This is a genomic window from Bordetella genomosp. 10 (genome assembly GCF_002261225.1).
GTDB lineage: Bacteria > Pseudomonadota > Gammaproteobacteria > Burkholderiales > Burkholderiaceae_B > Bordetella_C.
The window spans coordinates 1025710-1041821 of record NZ_NEVM01000001.1; the positions used below are offsets into that span (position 1 = coordinate 1025710).

The following is a 16112-nucleotide window of genomic DNA, read 5'->3' on the forward strand; positions in this document are numbered from 1 at the left end:
CCCGGCCGTGCAACGCGGCCGGCGCCACCGACCCTCTTCCACACGCCGTACCTCATGCCCGCGCCGCGCCTGTCGTTTTCACTGCAACAACCCCTGCCCATAGGACAAGGCCTGCCGGCCGCGGACCGGCGCCGCGCCGCATTGGCCGTGATGCTGGGCGTCTGCATGGCCAGCCTCGACACGGCCATCGCCAATACCGCGCTGCCGGCGATGGCGCGCGACCTGGGCGTGAGCGAGGCCGATTCCATCTGGGTCATCAGCGCCTATCAACTGGCGATGGTCGGGGCGCTGCTGCCGCTCGCCTCGCTGGGCGAAATCATCGGCTACCGGCGCATCATGGTGGCCGGCATGGTGCTGTTCACCATCGCTTCGCTGGCCTGCGGCCTGTCGCCCTCCCTGCCATGGCTGGTGGCGGCGCGCGTGGCGCAGGGCCTGGGCGGCGCGGGCCTCATGGCCGTGAACATCGCCATGCTGCGCTATATCTACTCGGACCGCATGCTGGGCGCCGGCGTGGGCCTGAATTCGCTGGTGGTGGGCTTCTCCTTCGCCGCCGGCCCCACGGTGGCCTCGCTGATCCTGACCGTCGCCAGTTGGCACTGGCTGTTCCTGATCAACGTGCCGGTGGGCATGGTCGCATTGCGGCTCTGCCAGTTGTCGCTGCCCGCCAGCGCCGGCAGCGGCCATCGTTTCGACGGCCTGGCCGCGCTGTTCGCCGCCGGCTTCCTGGCGTTGCTGGTCTTTGCCTTGAACGAAGGCGCGCACGTGGCGCCGCCGCGCATGATCGCGCTCAGCGCCGTGGGCGCGCTGGCCTGCCTGCTGGTGCTGCTGCGGCGCCAGGCGGGCCATCCGGCGCCGCTGCTGGCGGTGGACCTGCTCAAGCGGCCGATGTTCGCGCTGTCGGCGGCGACCTCGGTATGCACCTTCGCCACGCAGTCGCTGGCCTTCGTGTCGCTGCCCTTCCTGCTGCAGAACGCGATGGGCTACACCCAGGTGCAGACCGGCTTCCTGATCACGCCGTGGCCGGTGCTGGTGGCGGCGCTGGGTCCGGTGGCCGGGCGGCTGTCGGACCGCTATTCGGCGGGCCTGCTGGCGGGCGTCGGCCTGGCGGTGCTGGCCGTGGGCATGGTGTTGCTGGCATTGCTGCCGGAAGCGCCCGGCGCCTTCGACATCGGCTGGCGCATGGCCTTGTGCGGCGCCGGCTTCGGTTTCTTCCAGTCGCCCAACGTGCGCGCGCTGATGACCTCGGCGCCGCCCGCGCGCAGCGGCGGCGCGTCCGGCATGGTGGGCACGGTGCGCCTGCTGGGGCAGTCCAGCGGCGCGGCGCTGGTGGCGGCCTGCTTCCATGCCTCCACCGCGCAAGGCGCCCTGATGGCGCTGTGGTTGGGCGCGCTCTTCGCCGGCCTGGCCAGCATCGCCAGCTTCATGCGCCTGCGCTTGAACTGAGGCAGGCCGGCGCCGCGTCCTCCTGCCGCCGTTCCTGTTCGAGCGCCCCACGCCACGCGGCGAGGTCGCGCGCGCGCAGCGGCCGCGCATAGTAGTAGCCCTGGCCGAACTGCACGCCCCGCGCGCGCAGGAACTCGGACTGCGCCGCGGTCTCCACGCCTTCGGCGACCATCGTCAGGTCCAGCTTGTGCGCCAGGCCGATGATGGCCTCCAGCACCACCGCCGACACCGCCTCGGTCCCCGCGCTGTTGACGAAGGCGCGGTCGATCTTCAGGTAGTCGGCCCGCAACTGCTCGATGCAGGCCAGCGAACTGTGCCCCGTGCCGAAATCGTCGATGGCCCATTTCACGCCGCGTTCGCGCAGGCGCCGCATATTGGCGCGCGCCACGTCCGAATCCGGCAGGGCCGCGCGTTCGGTGATTTCGAGCACCAGGACGACGGGCGTGTCGCCCTCCAGACGCCGCAGCAGCGCCTCGACGTCGTCGACGAAGTCGGCGCGGGCGATGTGGCGGGCGCTGACGTTCAATCCCACGTGGGCGTGCGGCGGCAGGGCCAGCGCCCGCAGGTCGGCGGCCGCCAGCGCGAAAACGTGGCGCGTCAGTTCCGCGATGAGGTCGTTGTCTTCGGCCACGGGAATGAAGAGGTCGGGCCGTATCGGTCCGGCGGACGGATGGTGCCAGCGCAGCAGCGCCTCGACCCCGGCGAACGCGCCCGTTTCCAGGTCGATCACCGGCTGGTAGGCCAGATGGAATTCGCGGTTGCGCATGCCCTTGCGGATGTCGGCGGCCAGGGTCACGCGGCGATTGAAATAACGGCGCGTCAGGTAGCCGCACAACAGGCAGGCGAGGACCAGGAAGGCCATGTAGTTGCGCCAGATGTCGCGCCGGAACGAATCGATCTGGTGCTTGAGGACGGTGACGCGGACCTCCGCCTGGTAGATGTCGGAGGGGGACACCTGGGTCTGGTCGCCGACGGCGTGCGCGGGCCGTTCGCGCTCGCCGGGATCGAGCAGGGGCAGGCGGCGCTTGCCGAGCAGGATCTCGATGTCGTAGAGACCGTCGCGGGCCGCGGCGGTCTTGATGTCGTACAGGTACTGGGCATCGACGAAGGCCACGGCGCCCCGGCCGTTGGCCACGCCGTAGGAAACCTGGACGGCGGGCCGGTCCGGCACCAGCAGGGTGCCGGAGACCGGCGTGATGGTCAGCCCCGGCTCGATTTCCCCTTCGGGCGAGACGGCGTACAAGGGCGTCGTCACGTCCGGGTAGACCGACCAGCAGTAGATCTGGTTGTCCCGCACCAGGCCCAGCGAGCGGAAATACGGCCGCAGCGTGCTCATGCGCGTGATGTTGCGCTTGACCGCTTCACAGGGGCGGTCGAGGCTGGCGCCGGCCAGGGTGCGGGTCGCATCCTCGGCGTGCATCACGATGTTCTCGATCTGGTGGCGCACCACCGCGGCCGTGATGCCGGCTTCGTTGGCCGCCTGGTGGCGCGCCTCGGTGGCGATCAGGGGCAGGATGAAGAATATGGGGGCTAGCGTTCCCAGCAGCGTCAGCGCCGCCCCCCACAATCTGCGCTTGGATGGTTGGCTTTCAGGCACGCGCGTTCCCCGGTAAGAGGGTTGGGATGGGGCGCGGCGCCGGAACGGGGTGAGCTTGCCTTGCGTGGCGGCTCGCGGGGTGCCTGCTATGTCACCAGAATCTTGTCATTATGTAAATGAGACAAATCGTAGCTCGGGGTTTTTTGCGGTGCGGGATGTCAGGGGCGCGGCGCCGCGCGTGACAGGCGCCAGGCCATGAGGCCCAGCGCGGCCACGGCCGCAAGCAGTACGGCCCACAGGACGTAGCGGCGGCGCGCGCCGGGGTCCTCGCTGGCCGCCACGGCGGCCGGCATCGGGGCCAGCTCCCGGCCTATGCGCGCCTGGGCGGGCGCGGCGGCGCCCGCCGCCATCAGGTCGGAGAGGGGCACGGCCGCCGGTCCCCAGTTCGGATTGCCCACCGCCAGGACGAAGGGGCCGCTGCCGCGCGCCACGAAGGTGAGGACCGTGGGGCGCCAGCCTAGCGAGACCGCGGGCAGGCCGCCGCCGAGGCCGCCGCTGCGCGTGTCCACCAGCAGGCGCCATTGCCGGTCGGTATCGACCGGCACGGCCCAGGGCGGATTGCGCTGCTCGCCCGGGTTCGCCGTGGCCGGGGCGGTCGCCGGCGTCGTCGTCGGTGCATTCGCCGATCCATTTGCCGGTCCGTTCATCGGCCCATTCACCGATCCGTTCCCCGGCGTCGCCGCCGCCTGCAAGCGCAGCAATTGCCCCTCGGCCACCTGGCGCCAGGGCGCTTGCGCATCGCTGCGCGAGTAAAGCTGTCCGCGCGCCACCGTATTGGTTTGCGGCAGGTCGAACTGGATCCGGTCCACGGGATATGCGCCGCCGGTGTCGAACAGGTATTCGCCCGCGCTCGCGCCCGCCCGCGTGGGGATGCCGCCGCGCCATGCGCGCGTGGGCGGCGTGGCGTCGACGGGGACCGATTCGCCTTCGATGCCGGCCAGGGTGGGCGCGCCGTCCGGCCAGCGCAGGCGCAGGTAGCGGGCGCGCAGGCCGTCCAGTTCCACCCGTTCCTGCGCCAGCGTGGCGTCGCCGTTGGCGGTCTTCAGCAAGGACGCCTGGATCACGGGCGTCCAGTCGCGCAGGTCGGCGCTGGCGGAAACGTCGACGCGGCCTTGCCAGCGGCTGTCCTGCAAGTGGATCAACAGCGCGGAAAGCGGCGCGCCGTCCGCGCCCAGGTCGATGACGTCGCCGCCGCGCGTGGCGGGGGAGGGCGGCCTGGCCGCGGCGCGCAGGCTGCCGTCGGGGCCGATGGTGACGCTCAGTGCGTCCTCCCCCGGGCCCTGGCCGCCAGCGGCCGGCAGGGGAAACCAGCGCAGGGGCCGCAGGCTTGCCGGGCGCGCCGGCGCGGCGGCGTTGTCGAAGGTATAGGGCACCGGCTCGCCGGCGCTGTTAAGGATGCGCACGTCGCCCAGGTCGCCGCGCTGGCTGGCGGCATAGACGGCATCGTCGAGGGCGACCTGGTAATAGGGCGCGCTGGCAAGCTGCTCCAGCGCGTAGCGCCGCACGGGAACGCCGGCGGCGGGCGCGGCGCCGACGGCGACGGCGACGGCGGATGCCGCGGATATCGCGGATGCGGCAGGCGCGGCAACGGCGGCAAGGACAGGGGATGCGGCGGAGGATCCCGCGGCCGCGGCGTGGGCGGGGCCCGCGGTTCCGGCGGCCATGGCGGCCATGGCGGCGCCGGCGAACGCTCCCGCCACCAGCACGGCCGCGAGCGCGCGGCGCGGTCCGGCCTTGCGCGGCGTGCGGGACAGGGCGCCGTCGGGATGTGAAGGACGCGGCATGGGCGACGGAATCATGCGGAATTCTCCGTGGCCCCCGCCTTGCGAGGCGGCAGGGGCGAGAAATAGCCGATCAGGAGCAGCAGCAGGCCGATGCCGATGAAGGCGACGATGCGCGAGATGCCCGACAGGTAAGACAGATCGAAAAGGAACAGCTTGATCACCGTGATGGCCAGCAGGCCCGCGCCGGTGAACCACAGCGGCCGGCTGCCGCGGCGGGTGGCCAGGATCATGGTGGCCAGGGCGCAGACCGTCCAGAACACCGACACGGCGGCCTGCACCAGGGTCGATGCGCCGAGCGCGTCCAGGTCATAGGCGACGCCGCTCCAGTGGTGCAGCGTGCGCAGCAGCATGGCGTTGAGCCAGACGAAGGCCGTCAGCGCGGCCAGCGCGCGCGGCAGCGGACTGCCGCGGCTGTAGACCTTGCCGGCGGGGCGCAGGCCCAGCGCGTCCAGCCGCCTCACCCAGACCGTCGCGGCCAGCGCCGCCAGCAGGATCGCCACGTCCAGCGGGTTCAGCACGGGCAGGTAGAACAGCGGCGCGGCGTCGCCGTCGCTGAAGACGCTGAGCAGGCTCCAGCCCCACAGCAGCAGCGCCAGCGGCGTCGCGCCCCAGACCAGGTAGGCCCGCGCGTGCCGCCGCACGGGCCAGGCCAGGCGCGCGCCGGGGCCGGCCAGCAGGAGCAGCATCAGGCCATAGCCATAGGCCCAGGCGCTCCATTGCCAGGCGCCTTCCGGCACCCAGTCGCCCAGCCGCACATAGCCTTCCACCGTCAGCAGGGCGCACAGCGTCCAGAACGAGAAGGCGTGCAGCGCGTCCAGCAGGCGCGGCGGCAGGTCGTCGCGTTCGCGATAGAGCAGCAGCCACGACAACGCCAGCCCCACGGGCAGCGCCAGGACCACGGAAAGCGGCGCTCCGGCCAGGCTCGCCAGGGCGCCGATCAAGGCCAGCGCGGGCGGCAGCGCGACGCCGGGCCAACGCGCCAGGGGCCAGGCCAGCGCCCGGCGCAAGGCGTGCGCCAGCCAGGCCGTCAGCACCAGGAACAGGACGTCGGCGTCCAGCGCGTAGTGCCAACTGGCGAAGGCGTAGGGGTAAAGCGCGAAGTATTGATAGATCTCGTAGAGGCCGCCGATGGTCCACCACAGCATGCCCCAGACGGCCATCGCCACGCCGGTGCCGGACAACTCGCGCCGCCAGGCCGCCGCCGCCGGCTTGCCGTTCAACTGCCAGGCCGTGAACAGCGCGGCCACGGCGATCAGGAACTTGCCGAGGTAATTGCCATTGAGCACCGGCAGCGGCGCCGAGCCGGGGCCGTAGTACGCCTGCAGGCTGAAGAACACCAGCCCCGCGGCCACTTGCAGCAGCAGGGCGAAGGCCAGCGCCAGCAGCCGGCGCTGGCGCACGCTGATCCACGCGATGGCGGCGCCTTCGATCGCCCACACCGCGCTGGTGGTGGGACCGGTGAAGGCGAGCGGCACGGCCAGGGTGGCGAAGATGACGCCCAGCGCCAGCATGGCCTCGAACAGCAGCGCCAGGCGCGCATGGCGGCGCCGCAGCCAGGCAGCCAGCAACAGGTAGAAGGCGGCCAGCGCCAGCGCGCTGTAGGCCAGCGCGAATTCCTTGCCCTGCACCAGGGCCGCCTGCATCAGGATGGCCACCAGGGGCGTGCCGAACACCAGCGTGCCGTCGACGTAGTGCTTCAGGGCCAGGTCGCGGCGGATCGCATAGAGCAGGGCGATGCCCACGTACATCAGGAAAAAGAGCAGCAGGAAGGGTTCGGTGCTGGCGAACAGCGCCGGCTGATAGGCGGACGCGCCCCACGCCGCGCCGATGCCGAAGGTGAAGACGAAGCCCAGCAGGTTCAGCGAGCGCCAGGCCTTGAACCAGGCCACCGCCAGGATGCCGGCATTGAGCAGGGCGTAATAGCTGAACAGCATGACGTGGCTGCCGCCGCCGGTGGACAGCAGCACCGGCGCCAGGAAACCGCCGGCGCTGCCCATGAAGGCCAGCGCCGCCGCGTTCTGCCGCACCGCCAGCAGGGTGCTGAGCACGCAGATCGCGATCATCAGGGGCAGGGAGGCGCCGGCCGGCAGCAAGGCGTACAGGCGCGTCGCGGCAAAGACGGTCAGGTAGAGAATGCCGATGCCGCCGCCTTGCAGCACCAGCCCGTAGGCATGGCGCCGGTCGCGCAGGCGCCAGCCCGCGCCCAGCAGGACGATGGCCGCCCCGGCCACGCCGGCCAGGCGGAACTCGACCGGGAACATGTCGTTGTCGGCGGCGTACTTCAGCAGGAAGGCGATGCCGAAGAACAGCACGATCATGCCGACGCGCACGACCGTGTTGCCGCCCAGCAGCCACGCGCGGATGGCGGCCACGCCGCGCTCCAGCGCATCGGGCTGGCGCGGCGCGGCGGACGCAGCGGTGTTCATGCCGGGGGAGTGGGGAGCCGTGGAGGCGGTGCCCATGGTGGCTCCCGCGGCGGCGGAAACGGGCGGCGTGTTGGAATAGGCGTCCAGCGCGGCGTCCGCCGCGCCGCTCCCGGCGGCGGCTTGCGCCGTCGTCGTGTATGCACCGGCGCCAGCCGCCGCGCCGGGGAATATCTCGGCGTCGACGCTGGCCGGCGGCGTGCCTGCTTCGGCGCCCGCGGGCCGGGTTTGCGGCGGGAATCTGCCCGTTTCCCACGCGGGGGCCGGCGCAGCGCCGGTTGCATGATCCATATCCGGATGGGCTGGCGTACCCGTGAGGTAAGGCGGCGCACCCGCCGTATCCACGCCACCGGCCGCATCGGCCGTGCGTTCCGCACCAGGGCTGGCGGCGCCCGCCAAGCCACCCGCGCCCTGCGCGCGCGTCCGCAATTGCGCCACTTCGGCGCGCAGCAGCGTCACTTCGCGTTCCAGGCGCAGCACCCGCTCCGGCAGCGGCAGGCTGCTCGCCTGCCGCGCGGGATTCTGTCCGTATCCCGCCGCGCCGGCCGCGCCGCTGGCGGCCTTGCGCCGGATCAGGTGCGGCAGCGCGAAGCCGAGCACCGCGCCGACCAGGGCGACCTCGAATATGGGCAGGTCATAGGTCAGGGCGAAGCCCGCGCCGAAAAGGAAACCCAGGAACGCCAGGAACCAGCTCATGATTCTTCTCTCAAATGACAGCCAAGGCCACGCCGCGGCCCGTTCTCATCCGCGATTCCACGGTGAAAGAACAGCAAGCGCGCAGCGCGGCGCCGCGCTGCGGATTATGCCAACGCCGTCCCCAATATGTACCGTGCGTGACAGTGCGGCGCCGAGGGCCGCGCCTGAAACGACAGTCTCGCTGCCTGGAAAGCCGCGCCACGCCTGCATCCGCGGGTAGGGTTACTGAAATGGTCTATTGGTAACTCGAAATATCAGAGCAAAGAAATGCGGGCATGAGGATTGCAATTGCCCGGGGCAAAAAAAGGAGACCGCCTTGCCCCCCGCCCCCGCATTGCCGACACCGTTGCCCTGGTCGGACGACGATCCCGCCGCCAGCCTGCGCGCCTTGATATCCCATTTCGGCGATCCGCCCCTGCCGGGGGCGGGCCGCACCCTGGACCGATGGCGCATCCTGGCCGAGGTGGCGGCCATGGACGTCGCGGCGATCAAATTGTACGAAGGGCACACGGACGCCGTCGCCATCCTGGCGGAGCTGGACCCCGGCGGGCGCATCGACCGCCTGGCCCGCGCCCAGGTCGAGGACGCGCCGGTCTGGGCGGTGTGGGCCGCGCAGCCGCCGGATGCCCGCGTCGATGGCGTGGCGCGCGCCGAAGGCGTGGCCTTGAGCGGCCGCAAGGCTTGGTGCTCCGGCGCCCCCTGGGTCACGCACGCGCTGGTGACGTATTTCGACGAGGCGGGCGAGGCGGCGCTGGCCGCCGTGTGCCTGGACGCGCCCGGCGTGCGGGTCACGGCCGAGGGCTGGCAGGCGGTGGGCATGGGCCGGACCCGCAGCGTCGACGTGTGCTTCGACCAGACGCCGGCGTGGCCGGTGGGCGCGGCCGGCGCCTACGTTGCGCGGCCGGGCTTCTGGCACGGCGGCGCCGGCATCGCGGCATGCTGGTACGGCGCCGCGCTGCCCCTGGCGCGCGCGCTGCGCGCCGCCCAGGCGCGCCGGGCCGAACCGCATGCGCTCGCCCATCTGGGCCGGGTCGACGTGTCCTTGCGCCAGGTCGCGGCCTTGCTGCGCGAAACGGCCCGCGCCATCGACGACGACCCGCGCGGCGATGCGCAGGCGCCGGCCTTGCGCGTCCGCGCGGCCGCCGAAGCCGCCGCCCTGGGCGTGATCGAGGCGGCCGGCAAGGGGCTGGGGCCCGCGCCGTTCTGCCGCGATGCCGCGCTGGCGCGCCGCTACGCGGATCTCCCCGTCTTCCTGCGCCAGAGCCATGCCGAGCGCGATCTCGCGCAACTGGGGCAGGGCGTCGCGCGGCACACCACGGCGGAGGACGCATGGCGGCTGTAGACACGGCGTACTTCGAACGCCTCTATGCGGGGCGGGAAGATCCCTGGGGCATCTCCACGCATTGGTATGAAGCGCGCAAGCGCGCGCTGCTGCTGGCCTGCCTGCCCAGCGCGCGGCTGGGCCGCGTTTTCGAACCCGGCTGCGCCAGCGGCGTGCTGACGCAAGCCCTGGCCGAGCGGGCCGACCACGTGCTCGCCACCGACCTCAGCGAGCAGGCGGTGCAGGCCGCGCGCCGGCGGCTGGCGGACGCGGGCGCGCGCAACGTCACCGTGGCGCGCGCCGTGTTGCCCGACGAATGGCCGGTGGCGGCCGGCCAGGTCTTCGATCTCGTCGTGCTGAGCGAACTCGGCTACTACTTCGACGCGCCATCGTGGGCGCGCATGGCGGCGCTCGCCGTGGCCAGCCTGGCGCCGGGCGGCGCCATCGTGGCCTGCCACTGGCTGCACGATTTCGCCGAGCGCCGGCTGGATACCCATGCCGTGCATGGCGCCATCGCGCGGCAGGCGGGCATCTTCCCCTTGGCGGATCACGCGGAGCAGGATTTCCTGCTGCAGGCATGGAGCCGCGAGCCGCTGTCCGTCGCGCGCAGGGAGGGATTGGCATGATAGGTGTCGTGGTCCCTGCCCATAACGAAGAGGCCTGTCTGCCGGCCTGCCTGGACGCATTGCTGCGCGCCGCCCGCCATCCCGCCCTGAAGGGGGAGGACGTGCGCATCGTGGTGGTGCTGGACGACTGCCACGACGGATCGGCGGAGATCGTCATGGCAAGGCCGGTCACCGGCCTGCGCATCGCGGCGCGCAACGTGGGGGTGGCGCGCGCGCACGGCGCCGCGCACCTGCTGGCGGCGGGCGCGCGCTGGCTGGCATTCACGGACGCCGACTCCGTGGCCGACGAGCGCTGGCTGGCCGACCAGCTTTCGCTGGCCTGCGACGCGGTGTGCGGCTGCGTGACCGTGGACGACTGGTCGGCGCATCCGGCCGCGGTGCGCCTGCGCTATCTGGCCCATTACCAGCATCGCGACGATCATCGCCACGTGCACGGCGCCAACCTGGGCGTCAGCGCGCGCGCCTACACGGCGGCGGGCGGGTTCAGCGGCCTGGCCCTGGGCGAGGACGTCGCGCTGGTGGAGGCCTTGCTGGCGCAGGGCGTCGAGGTCAAGTGGAGCGCCCTGCCGCGGGTGGTGACCAGCGCCCGCAAGGTCGGGCGCGCCGCCGGGGGATTCGCCGATTTCGTCGCCGGACTGGCCGACGGCGATGGTCGCGCCGACGCCGTCGCTTGAGGCCGCCGTCATGCGCGCGATGTTCGATGCCGGACGCCTGCTGGTGATTTCGCCCCATCTCGACGACGGGGCGCTCGGTTGCGGGCTGCTCCTGACGGCGGCCGCGCGGGCGCGCGTGGTGACCGTCTATACGGCCATGCCGGCCGCCGCGCCGGCCGCCACGAAATGGGACCGGGATTGCGGGTTCGCCGATAGCCGCGACGCGATGCGCGCGCGGCTGGACGAGGATGCGCGGGCCATGGCGGTGTTGGGCGCCGAGGCCGGCCACCTGGAGTTTCTCGACAGCCAGTACGGGCCCTTGCCGAGCCGGGAGCGGCTGGCCAAGGCGCTGGCCGGGGAGATCGACGCCTACGCGCCGGACGTGGTGGCGATGCCGCTGGGCCTGCATCATTGCGACCACGAGCGGGTGCGCGAGGCCGCGCTGCTGGTCCTGCCGCAGCGGCGCAGGCTGTTGTGGGTGGGCTACGAGGACGAGTTCTACCGCTATCGCGCCGGCGTCCTGCAGCGCGTGCTGGGCCAGTTGGCGCGCCGCCGCGTCCGCGCGACGCCCATCGAGTGCGCCGGCCAGGGCGATCCCGAACGCAAGCGCCTGGCCGTCGCGGCCTATGCCAGCCAGTTACGCGCCGTCGGCCTGCACACCCCGGACGCCGCCGTCGACGCCGGGGAACGGTATTGGTGGCTGGACGCCGCTGGCGGCGGGTAGGGAATGATTGGATAGCAGGATGGTTGGTGAGCGGGGCGACCGTCGTTGTGGCGTGGGCGAGGCGGCGGCAGCGGGGCAGCGGGGCGGGCAGCCCGGCTGTAATCGCAGGGGGCGCAAGGAAGAAGCGGCTTGCTGTCGGTCAACTAATATTTTAGTATTTTAGTATACCAATGACATAAAGGAGACGCCCATGGCCCAAATCCATTCCCATCCGACCACATCGAATCCCGATTCCGCTTTCGCGTCCCGTTGTGGCGAGCGTCCGCGCGGCATGTTCCGCCGCGCCGTCCATGGCGTCGCCGGCCGCCTGCCAGGCCGCCTGTCCCGCGGCGCGGCCGCCGTGCTCGCCGCGCTGGCGTGCGCCCCGGCCTTCGCGGGCGCCTATCCCGACCATCCCATCACCATCATCATTCCCGCCTCGCCGGGCGGCGCCATCGATATCGTCGCGCGCCTGATCGGCCAGAAGATGAGCGTCTCCATGGGCCAGTCGGTCGTGGTGACCAACAAGCCGGGCGCCACCGGGACCATCGGCGAGGACTACGTGGCGAAGGCGGCGCCGGACGGCTATACGCTGGTGCTGGCGGCCAGCTCGCACGCCATCAACCCGTCCATGTTCAAGCTGCCGTACGATACGGTGAAGAGCTTCGCGCCGGTGGCGATGACGCATTCGGTGCCCCTGATGCTGGTGGTCACGCCCAGCCTGCCGGTGCACGACGTGCGCGAGCTGATCGCCTACGGCAAGGCGCATCCCCACGAACTGACGTTCGCCTCCAGCGGCCCCGGCGGCGCGCCTCATTTCTCCGGCGAGCTGTTCAAGAGCATGGCCGGCATCGACATGGTGCACGTGCCCTACAAGGGCAGCACGGCGGCGCATCCGGACCTGACCAGCGGCCGCGTGTCCATGATGTTCGACACCCTGGCGGCCCTGCATGCGCCGATTTCCGGCCATCAGGTGCGGCCGCTGGCGGTCACCACCACGCACCGCGCCGCGGCCTATCCCGACGTGCCGACCATGGCCGAGGCCGGCCTGCCCGGCTACGACACGAGCACCTGGGGCGGCGTGCTGGCGCCCGCCGGAACGCCGCCCGCCGTCATCGACAAGCTGAATGCCGAGATCAACAAGGCCCTGTCCGCGCCCGACGTGAAGCAGAACCTGGCGCAGATGGGCATCGAGCCGGTGACCCGGTCGCCCCAGTACTTCGCCGATTTCATCCAGTCGGAGATGGTCAAGTGGCAGAAGGTCGCGCACGACGCGAATATCCGGCCGGAATAGGCGCCATGCAGGTGTCCCGCAGTCCCCCTGTAGACGCCGTGTCCTCATTCATCGCCGACAAGATCATCGCCAACACGATCATCGTCAACGAGATCGTCGCCAACAAGATTCCCCACCTCGGAAGCCGAACCCGTGAAGCATCGCCTGCTGCAACAAACCCGCCTCATTCCCCAAGCCGACACGGCGCTGCGGGAACGCTACGACGTCCATCCGCTGTGGGAGGAGGCCGATGCCGACGCCTTCCTGGCGCGCCACGGCGGCGAGTTCGCCGGCCTGGTCACCACCTCGCGCCTGGGCGCCAGCGACGCGCTCATGGGCAAGCTGCCCAATCTGCGCGTCATCTCCAACTTCGGCGTCGGCCTGGACGCGATGGACGTGGCGGCGGCCCGGCGCCGCGGCATCGCCGTCGGCTACACGCCCGAAGTTCTCAACGATTGCGTGGCCGATACGGCCTTCGCGCTGCTGATGGACGTGTCGCGCGGCGTATCGGCGGCCGACCGCTACGTGCGGCGCGGGGAATGGCTGCGCGCGCCGTATCCGCTGACGCATCGGGTCAGCGGCAAGCGCCTGGGCATTTTCGGCCTGGGCCGCATCGGCCGCGTGATCGCCAGGCGGGCGCAGGGCTTCGACATGGAGATCCGCTATCACAACCGCCGGCCGGCGGCGGACCTGCCCTATGCCTATGAAAACAGCCTGATCGACCTGGCGCGCTGGGCGGATTACCTGGTCATCGCCAGCACCGGCGGCGCGGAGACGCGCCATATCGTGTCGGCGGAAGTGCTCGACGCGCTGGGTCCGCAGGGCTTCCTGATCAATATCTCGCGCGGCGGCAACATCGACGAGGCGGCCCTGGTGCGGGCCTTGCAGGAAAAGCGCATCGCTGGCGCCGGGCTCGACGTCTTCGAGCAGGAGCCGCGCGTGCCCGAAGCCTTCTTCGCGCTGGACAACGTCGTGCTGCTGCCGCACGTGGCCAGCGCCACGCACGAAACCCGCGCCGACATGGCCCAACTCGTGCTGGACAACCTGGAGGCGTTCTTCCGCACCGGCGCGGTCAAGGTCTCCGCCTTGTAGCCATTGCCGGGCGCGGTCCGCTTCGCGCGCGGGGGCCCGCGGCGCCGCTCATCCACGATGGCGGAGGCGGGCGCCGCGCGGCGCGGCGGCTTCAGCTCGCGTCCAGCATGATCTTGCCGACGTTGAGGTTCGCCTCCATGCGGCGGTGCGCGTCGGCCGCCCGCGCCAGCGGGAAGACGCTGTCGATGACGGGCTCGATGTCGCCGCGGGCGAAGGCGTCCAGCCAGCGCTCGCGGAAGCGCCGGACCATGGCCTGCTTGACCGCCGGCGGCCGCGACTTCATGACCGTGCCCATGATCTGCAGATGGCCGAACAGCAGCCGGTCCATGGGCAGCGTGGCGGACTTGCCGCCCATCAATCCCACCTGCACCAGCCGGCCGCCGTCGGCCAGGCTGCGCACGTTGCGCTCCAGATAGGGCGCGCCGACGAAGTCGACGATGACGTCCACGCCGCGGCCGCCGGTGGCGCGCGCCACGGCCTCGGCATAGTCCTCGTTCTTGTAGTCGATGACCAGGCCGGCGCCGAATTCGCGCACGCGCGCCGCCTTGGCGCCGTCGGCGGTGGCGTAGACCTCGGCGCCCAGCGCGCGCGCCAACTGGATGGCGGCCGAACCGACGCCGCTGGCCCCCGCGTGCACCAGGACTTTTTCCCCGGGTTCGAGGCGGCCCAGGTGCAGCAAGGCCTCGTGGGCGGTGACGAAGGCTTCGGGGATGGCGCCGGCGTGGATGTCGTCCAGGCCGGCGGGAATGGGCATCGCCATGCGGTAGTCGATGCGCGCCACCTCGGCGTAGCCGCCGCCGCCGACGATGCCCATGACGCGGTCGCCGGGCCGGTAGCCTTGCACCTCGCTGCCGACGGCGATGACCTCGCCGGCGATCTCCAGGCCCATCAAGGTGGAGTCGCCGAAGTCGGCGCGGCCGTAGGCGCCGCGCCGCTGGTTGAGATCGGCGCGGTTGACGCCGGCGGCGCGGTTGCGCACCAGCAGGTCGTGCGGACGGACGTCGGGCTCGGCGACGTCCCGTAGTTGCAGGACGTCGGCTTCGCCGAAATCCTTCATGTCGATGGCTTTCATGGTGGCCAGGGGCTCCGGGCGCGGGGCGCGGCCACCGCGGCCCTGGACGGCCCGGGCGGCGCGCGCCCCTGGATCAGGGGTGACGGAATCGCCCGATCATACTGATTCCCGGCGCCGCCGGCGTCGTGCCCGGAAATCCGCGGCCATGAGAGAGCTCGCCGGGCCGTCCCGGGCGCGCATCCTCCATCGGAGATGGCCGCCGCGCGGCCGTGCCGCTTACCCGCCCAGTACGCGGCTGACCAGGCCGCTGAGGGCCGGACCGGCGACGACCATGCCGATGCCGGCGATGACCAGCGTCAGGCTGGCGACCACGCCTTCCTCGCTGTCGCGCTCGCGCGCGCGGGCCGCGCCGAAGCCATGCGCGCCGGCGCCATAGGACGCGCCTTGCGCCAGTTTGGAGCGCAGCCGCAGCGCGGCCAGCAGGCCGTCGCCGGCGATCATGCCGACCAGCCCCGTGATGATGGTGAACAGGGACACCAGCTCCGCCGAGCCGCCCGTGCGCTCGGCCAGCGCGACGGCGAAGGGCGTGGAGATCGAGCGCGCCATCAGGCTGTGCGTGACTTCGGGCGTGAAGCCGAACAGGCGCGCCAGCAGGCAACTGCTGACCACCGCCACCACCATGCCGGTGGCCACGCCCAGGCTCAGCGACAGCGCGTGGCGGCGCGCGACGCCGCGGTATTCGTAGATGGGAACGGCGAAGGCCACCGTGGCGGGCCCCATCAGCCAGGTGAGCCAGTGCGTTTCCTGGAAGTACGAGGCATAGGGAATATGGACCAGCAGCATCAGCCCGATGGTCAGCGCCGGCACGACGATGGCCGGCGACAGCCACGGCTTGCGATGGCGCAGATACAGGGGCTTGACCAGGAAGTACAGCAGCAGCGTCCAGGCCAGGCAAAGAATCGGCAACCAGGTATTCATGGCCTCGGTTCCGCGTTCAGGCGGGCGTGGCGCCGCGCGAGCCGCGCCAGGCGGTCTTCCAGGCGGCGTCCCGCGTGCACGGCCAGGGCGGTGGCCGCCATCACCAGCAGCGTGCCCACCGCGATGGCCAGCACCAGTTGCACGCCTTCGCGGCGGAACAGGTCGAAGTACTTCACCACCGCGACGACGCTGGGGATGAAGAACAGCACCAGTTCGTTGAGCATCCAGTTGGCGCCGCCCTTGATCCATTCGATGCGGACGATGCCGGCGAGCAACAGCCCCAGCACCGTCAGCAGTCCCACCACGCCCGGGGCCAGCGGCAGCTTCAGCAGGGCGGTCAGCCACGCGGCCGCCGCGAAGGCGAGAACGAGAAACAGGCTCTGGCCCAGGCGCGATGCATGCGGGCGCAGGCGCGCCGCCAGGGGATGGGTAAGAAAGGAGGACTTCATATTGCTGCCGCTACGGAAAAAGTCTCCGGCACGCGCCGGACGGCCCTGTCGATGGGCCGTTG

At 71.6% G+C, this 16112-nt stretch carries 13 protein-coding genes; 7 read left to right on the forward strand and 6 right to left on the reverse strand.

Annotated elements, in window-relative coordinates:
• The first annotated feature begins 54 nt into the window (after positions 1-54).
• Positions 55-1443 (forward strand): MFS transporter, encoded by a 1389-nt coding sequence (locus CAL29_RS04440; RefSeq protein ID WP_094851751.1) that lies wholly within the window; start codon positions 55-57, stop codon positions 1441-1443.
• Here the strand turns inward: CAL29_RS04440 and CAL29_RS04445 are convergent.
• From CAL29_RS04445 to CAL29_RS04455, 3 genes are all read right to left on the reverse strand, one after another.
• The gene (locus CAL29_RS04445; protein ID WP_094851752.1) at positions 1421-3040 is read right to left on the reverse strand and encodes an EAL domain-containing protein; all 1620 of its coding nucleotides are present in this window, start codon (positions 3038-3040) and stop codon (positions 1421-1423) included. The two genes, CAL29_RS04440 and CAL29_RS04445, sit on opposite strands and share 23 nt — an antisense overlap.
• Before the next feature lie 158 nt (positions 3041-3198).
• The gene (locus CAL29_RS04450) at positions 3199-4824 is read right to left on the reverse strand and encodes a DUF3999 domain-containing protein (RefSeq protein ID WP_256977187.1); all 1626 of its coding nucleotides are present in this window, start codon (positions 4822-4824) and stop codon (positions 3199-3201) included.
• A gap of 11 nt (positions 4825-4835) precedes the next feature.
• Positions 4836-7943, reverse strand: coding sequence for a DUF2339 domain-containing protein (locus tag CAL29_RS04455; protein WP_094851753.1), 3108 nt, complete (start codon positions 7941-7943; stop codon positions 4836-4838).
• A 316-nt stretch (positions 7944-8259) separates the two neighbouring features.
• Here CAL29_RS04455 and CAL29_RS04460 point away from each other — a divergent pair, with 316 nt between their 5' ends.
• The 6 genes from CAL29_RS04460 to CAL29_RS04485 all read left to right on the forward strand — a co-directional run bounded on the left by CAL29_RS04460 (position 8260) and on the right by CAL29_RS04485 (position 13611).
• Positions 8260-9285 carry an acyl-CoA dehydrogenase gene (locus tag CAL29_RS04460; RefSeq protein ID WP_143277604.1) on the forward strand — a complete coding sequence of 342 codons (1026 nt, stop codon included), beginning with the start codon at positions 8260-8262 and terminating at the stop codon, positions 9283-9285.
• Positions 9273-9890, forward strand: a complete 618-nt coding sequence (locus CAL29_RS04465) for a class I SAM-dependent methyltransferase (RefSeq protein ID WP_094851755.1) — start codon at positions 9273-9275, stop codon at positions 9888-9890. The genes CAL29_RS04460 and CAL29_RS04465 overlap by 13 nt, the downstream gene beginning before the upstream one ends.
• A complete protein-coding gene (locus CAL29_RS04470) occupies positions 9887-10564 on the forward strand; it encodes a glycosyltransferase (RefSeq protein WP_094851756.1) in 678 nt (225 codons plus the stop codon). The genes CAL29_RS04465 and CAL29_RS04470 overlap by 4 nt, the downstream gene beginning before the upstream one ends.
• Positions 10565-10574: 10 nt before the next feature.
• Positions 10575-11267: a PIG-L deacetylase family protein gene (locus CAL29_RS04475; protein WP_179283903.1), complete on the forward strand. Its 693-nt coding sequence runs from the start codon at positions 10575-10577 to the stop codon at positions 11265-11267.
• Between the two features lie 190 nt (positions 11268-11457).
• Positions 11458-12540, forward strand: coding sequence for a tripartite tricarboxylate transporter substrate binding protein (locus CAL29_RS04480; protein ID WP_256977188.1), 1083 nt, complete (start codon positions 11458-11460; stop codon positions 12538-12540).
• Positions 12541-12672: 132 nt separating this feature from the next.
• Entirely contained in the window at positions 12673-13611 is a 939-nt protein-coding gene (locus tag CAL29_RS04485; RefSeq protein ID WP_094851758.1) for a 2-hydroxyacid dehydrogenase, read from the forward strand.
• 91 nt (positions 13612-13702) lie between these two features.
• On the opposite strand, the gene CAL29_RS04490 is transcribed toward CAL29_RS04485, so the two are convergent.
• The 3 genes from CAL29_RS04490 to CAL29_RS04500 all read right to left on the reverse strand — a co-directional run bounded on the left by CAL29_RS04490 (position 13703) and on the right by CAL29_RS04500 (position 16050).
• The gene (locus tag CAL29_RS04490) at positions 13703-14683 is read right to left on the reverse strand and encodes an NAD(P)H-quinone oxidoreductase (RefSeq protein ID WP_094851759.1); all 981 of its coding nucleotides are present in this window, start codon (positions 14681-14683) and stop codon (positions 13703-13705) included.
• Between the two features lie 216 nt (positions 14684-14899).
• Positions 14900-15601 (reverse strand): LrgB family protein, encoded by a 702-nt coding sequence (locus CAL29_RS04495; protein ID WP_094851760.1) that lies wholly within the window; start codon positions 15599-15601, stop codon positions 14900-14902.
• Positions 15598-16050 (reverse strand): CidA/LrgA family protein, encoded by a 453-nt coding sequence (locus tag CAL29_RS04500; protein ID WP_094851761.1) that lies wholly within the window; start codon positions 16048-16050, stop codon positions 15598-15600. The genes CAL29_RS04495 and CAL29_RS04500 overlap by 4 nt, the downstream gene beginning before the upstream one ends.
• Positions 16051-16112 lie beyond the last annotated feature (62 nt).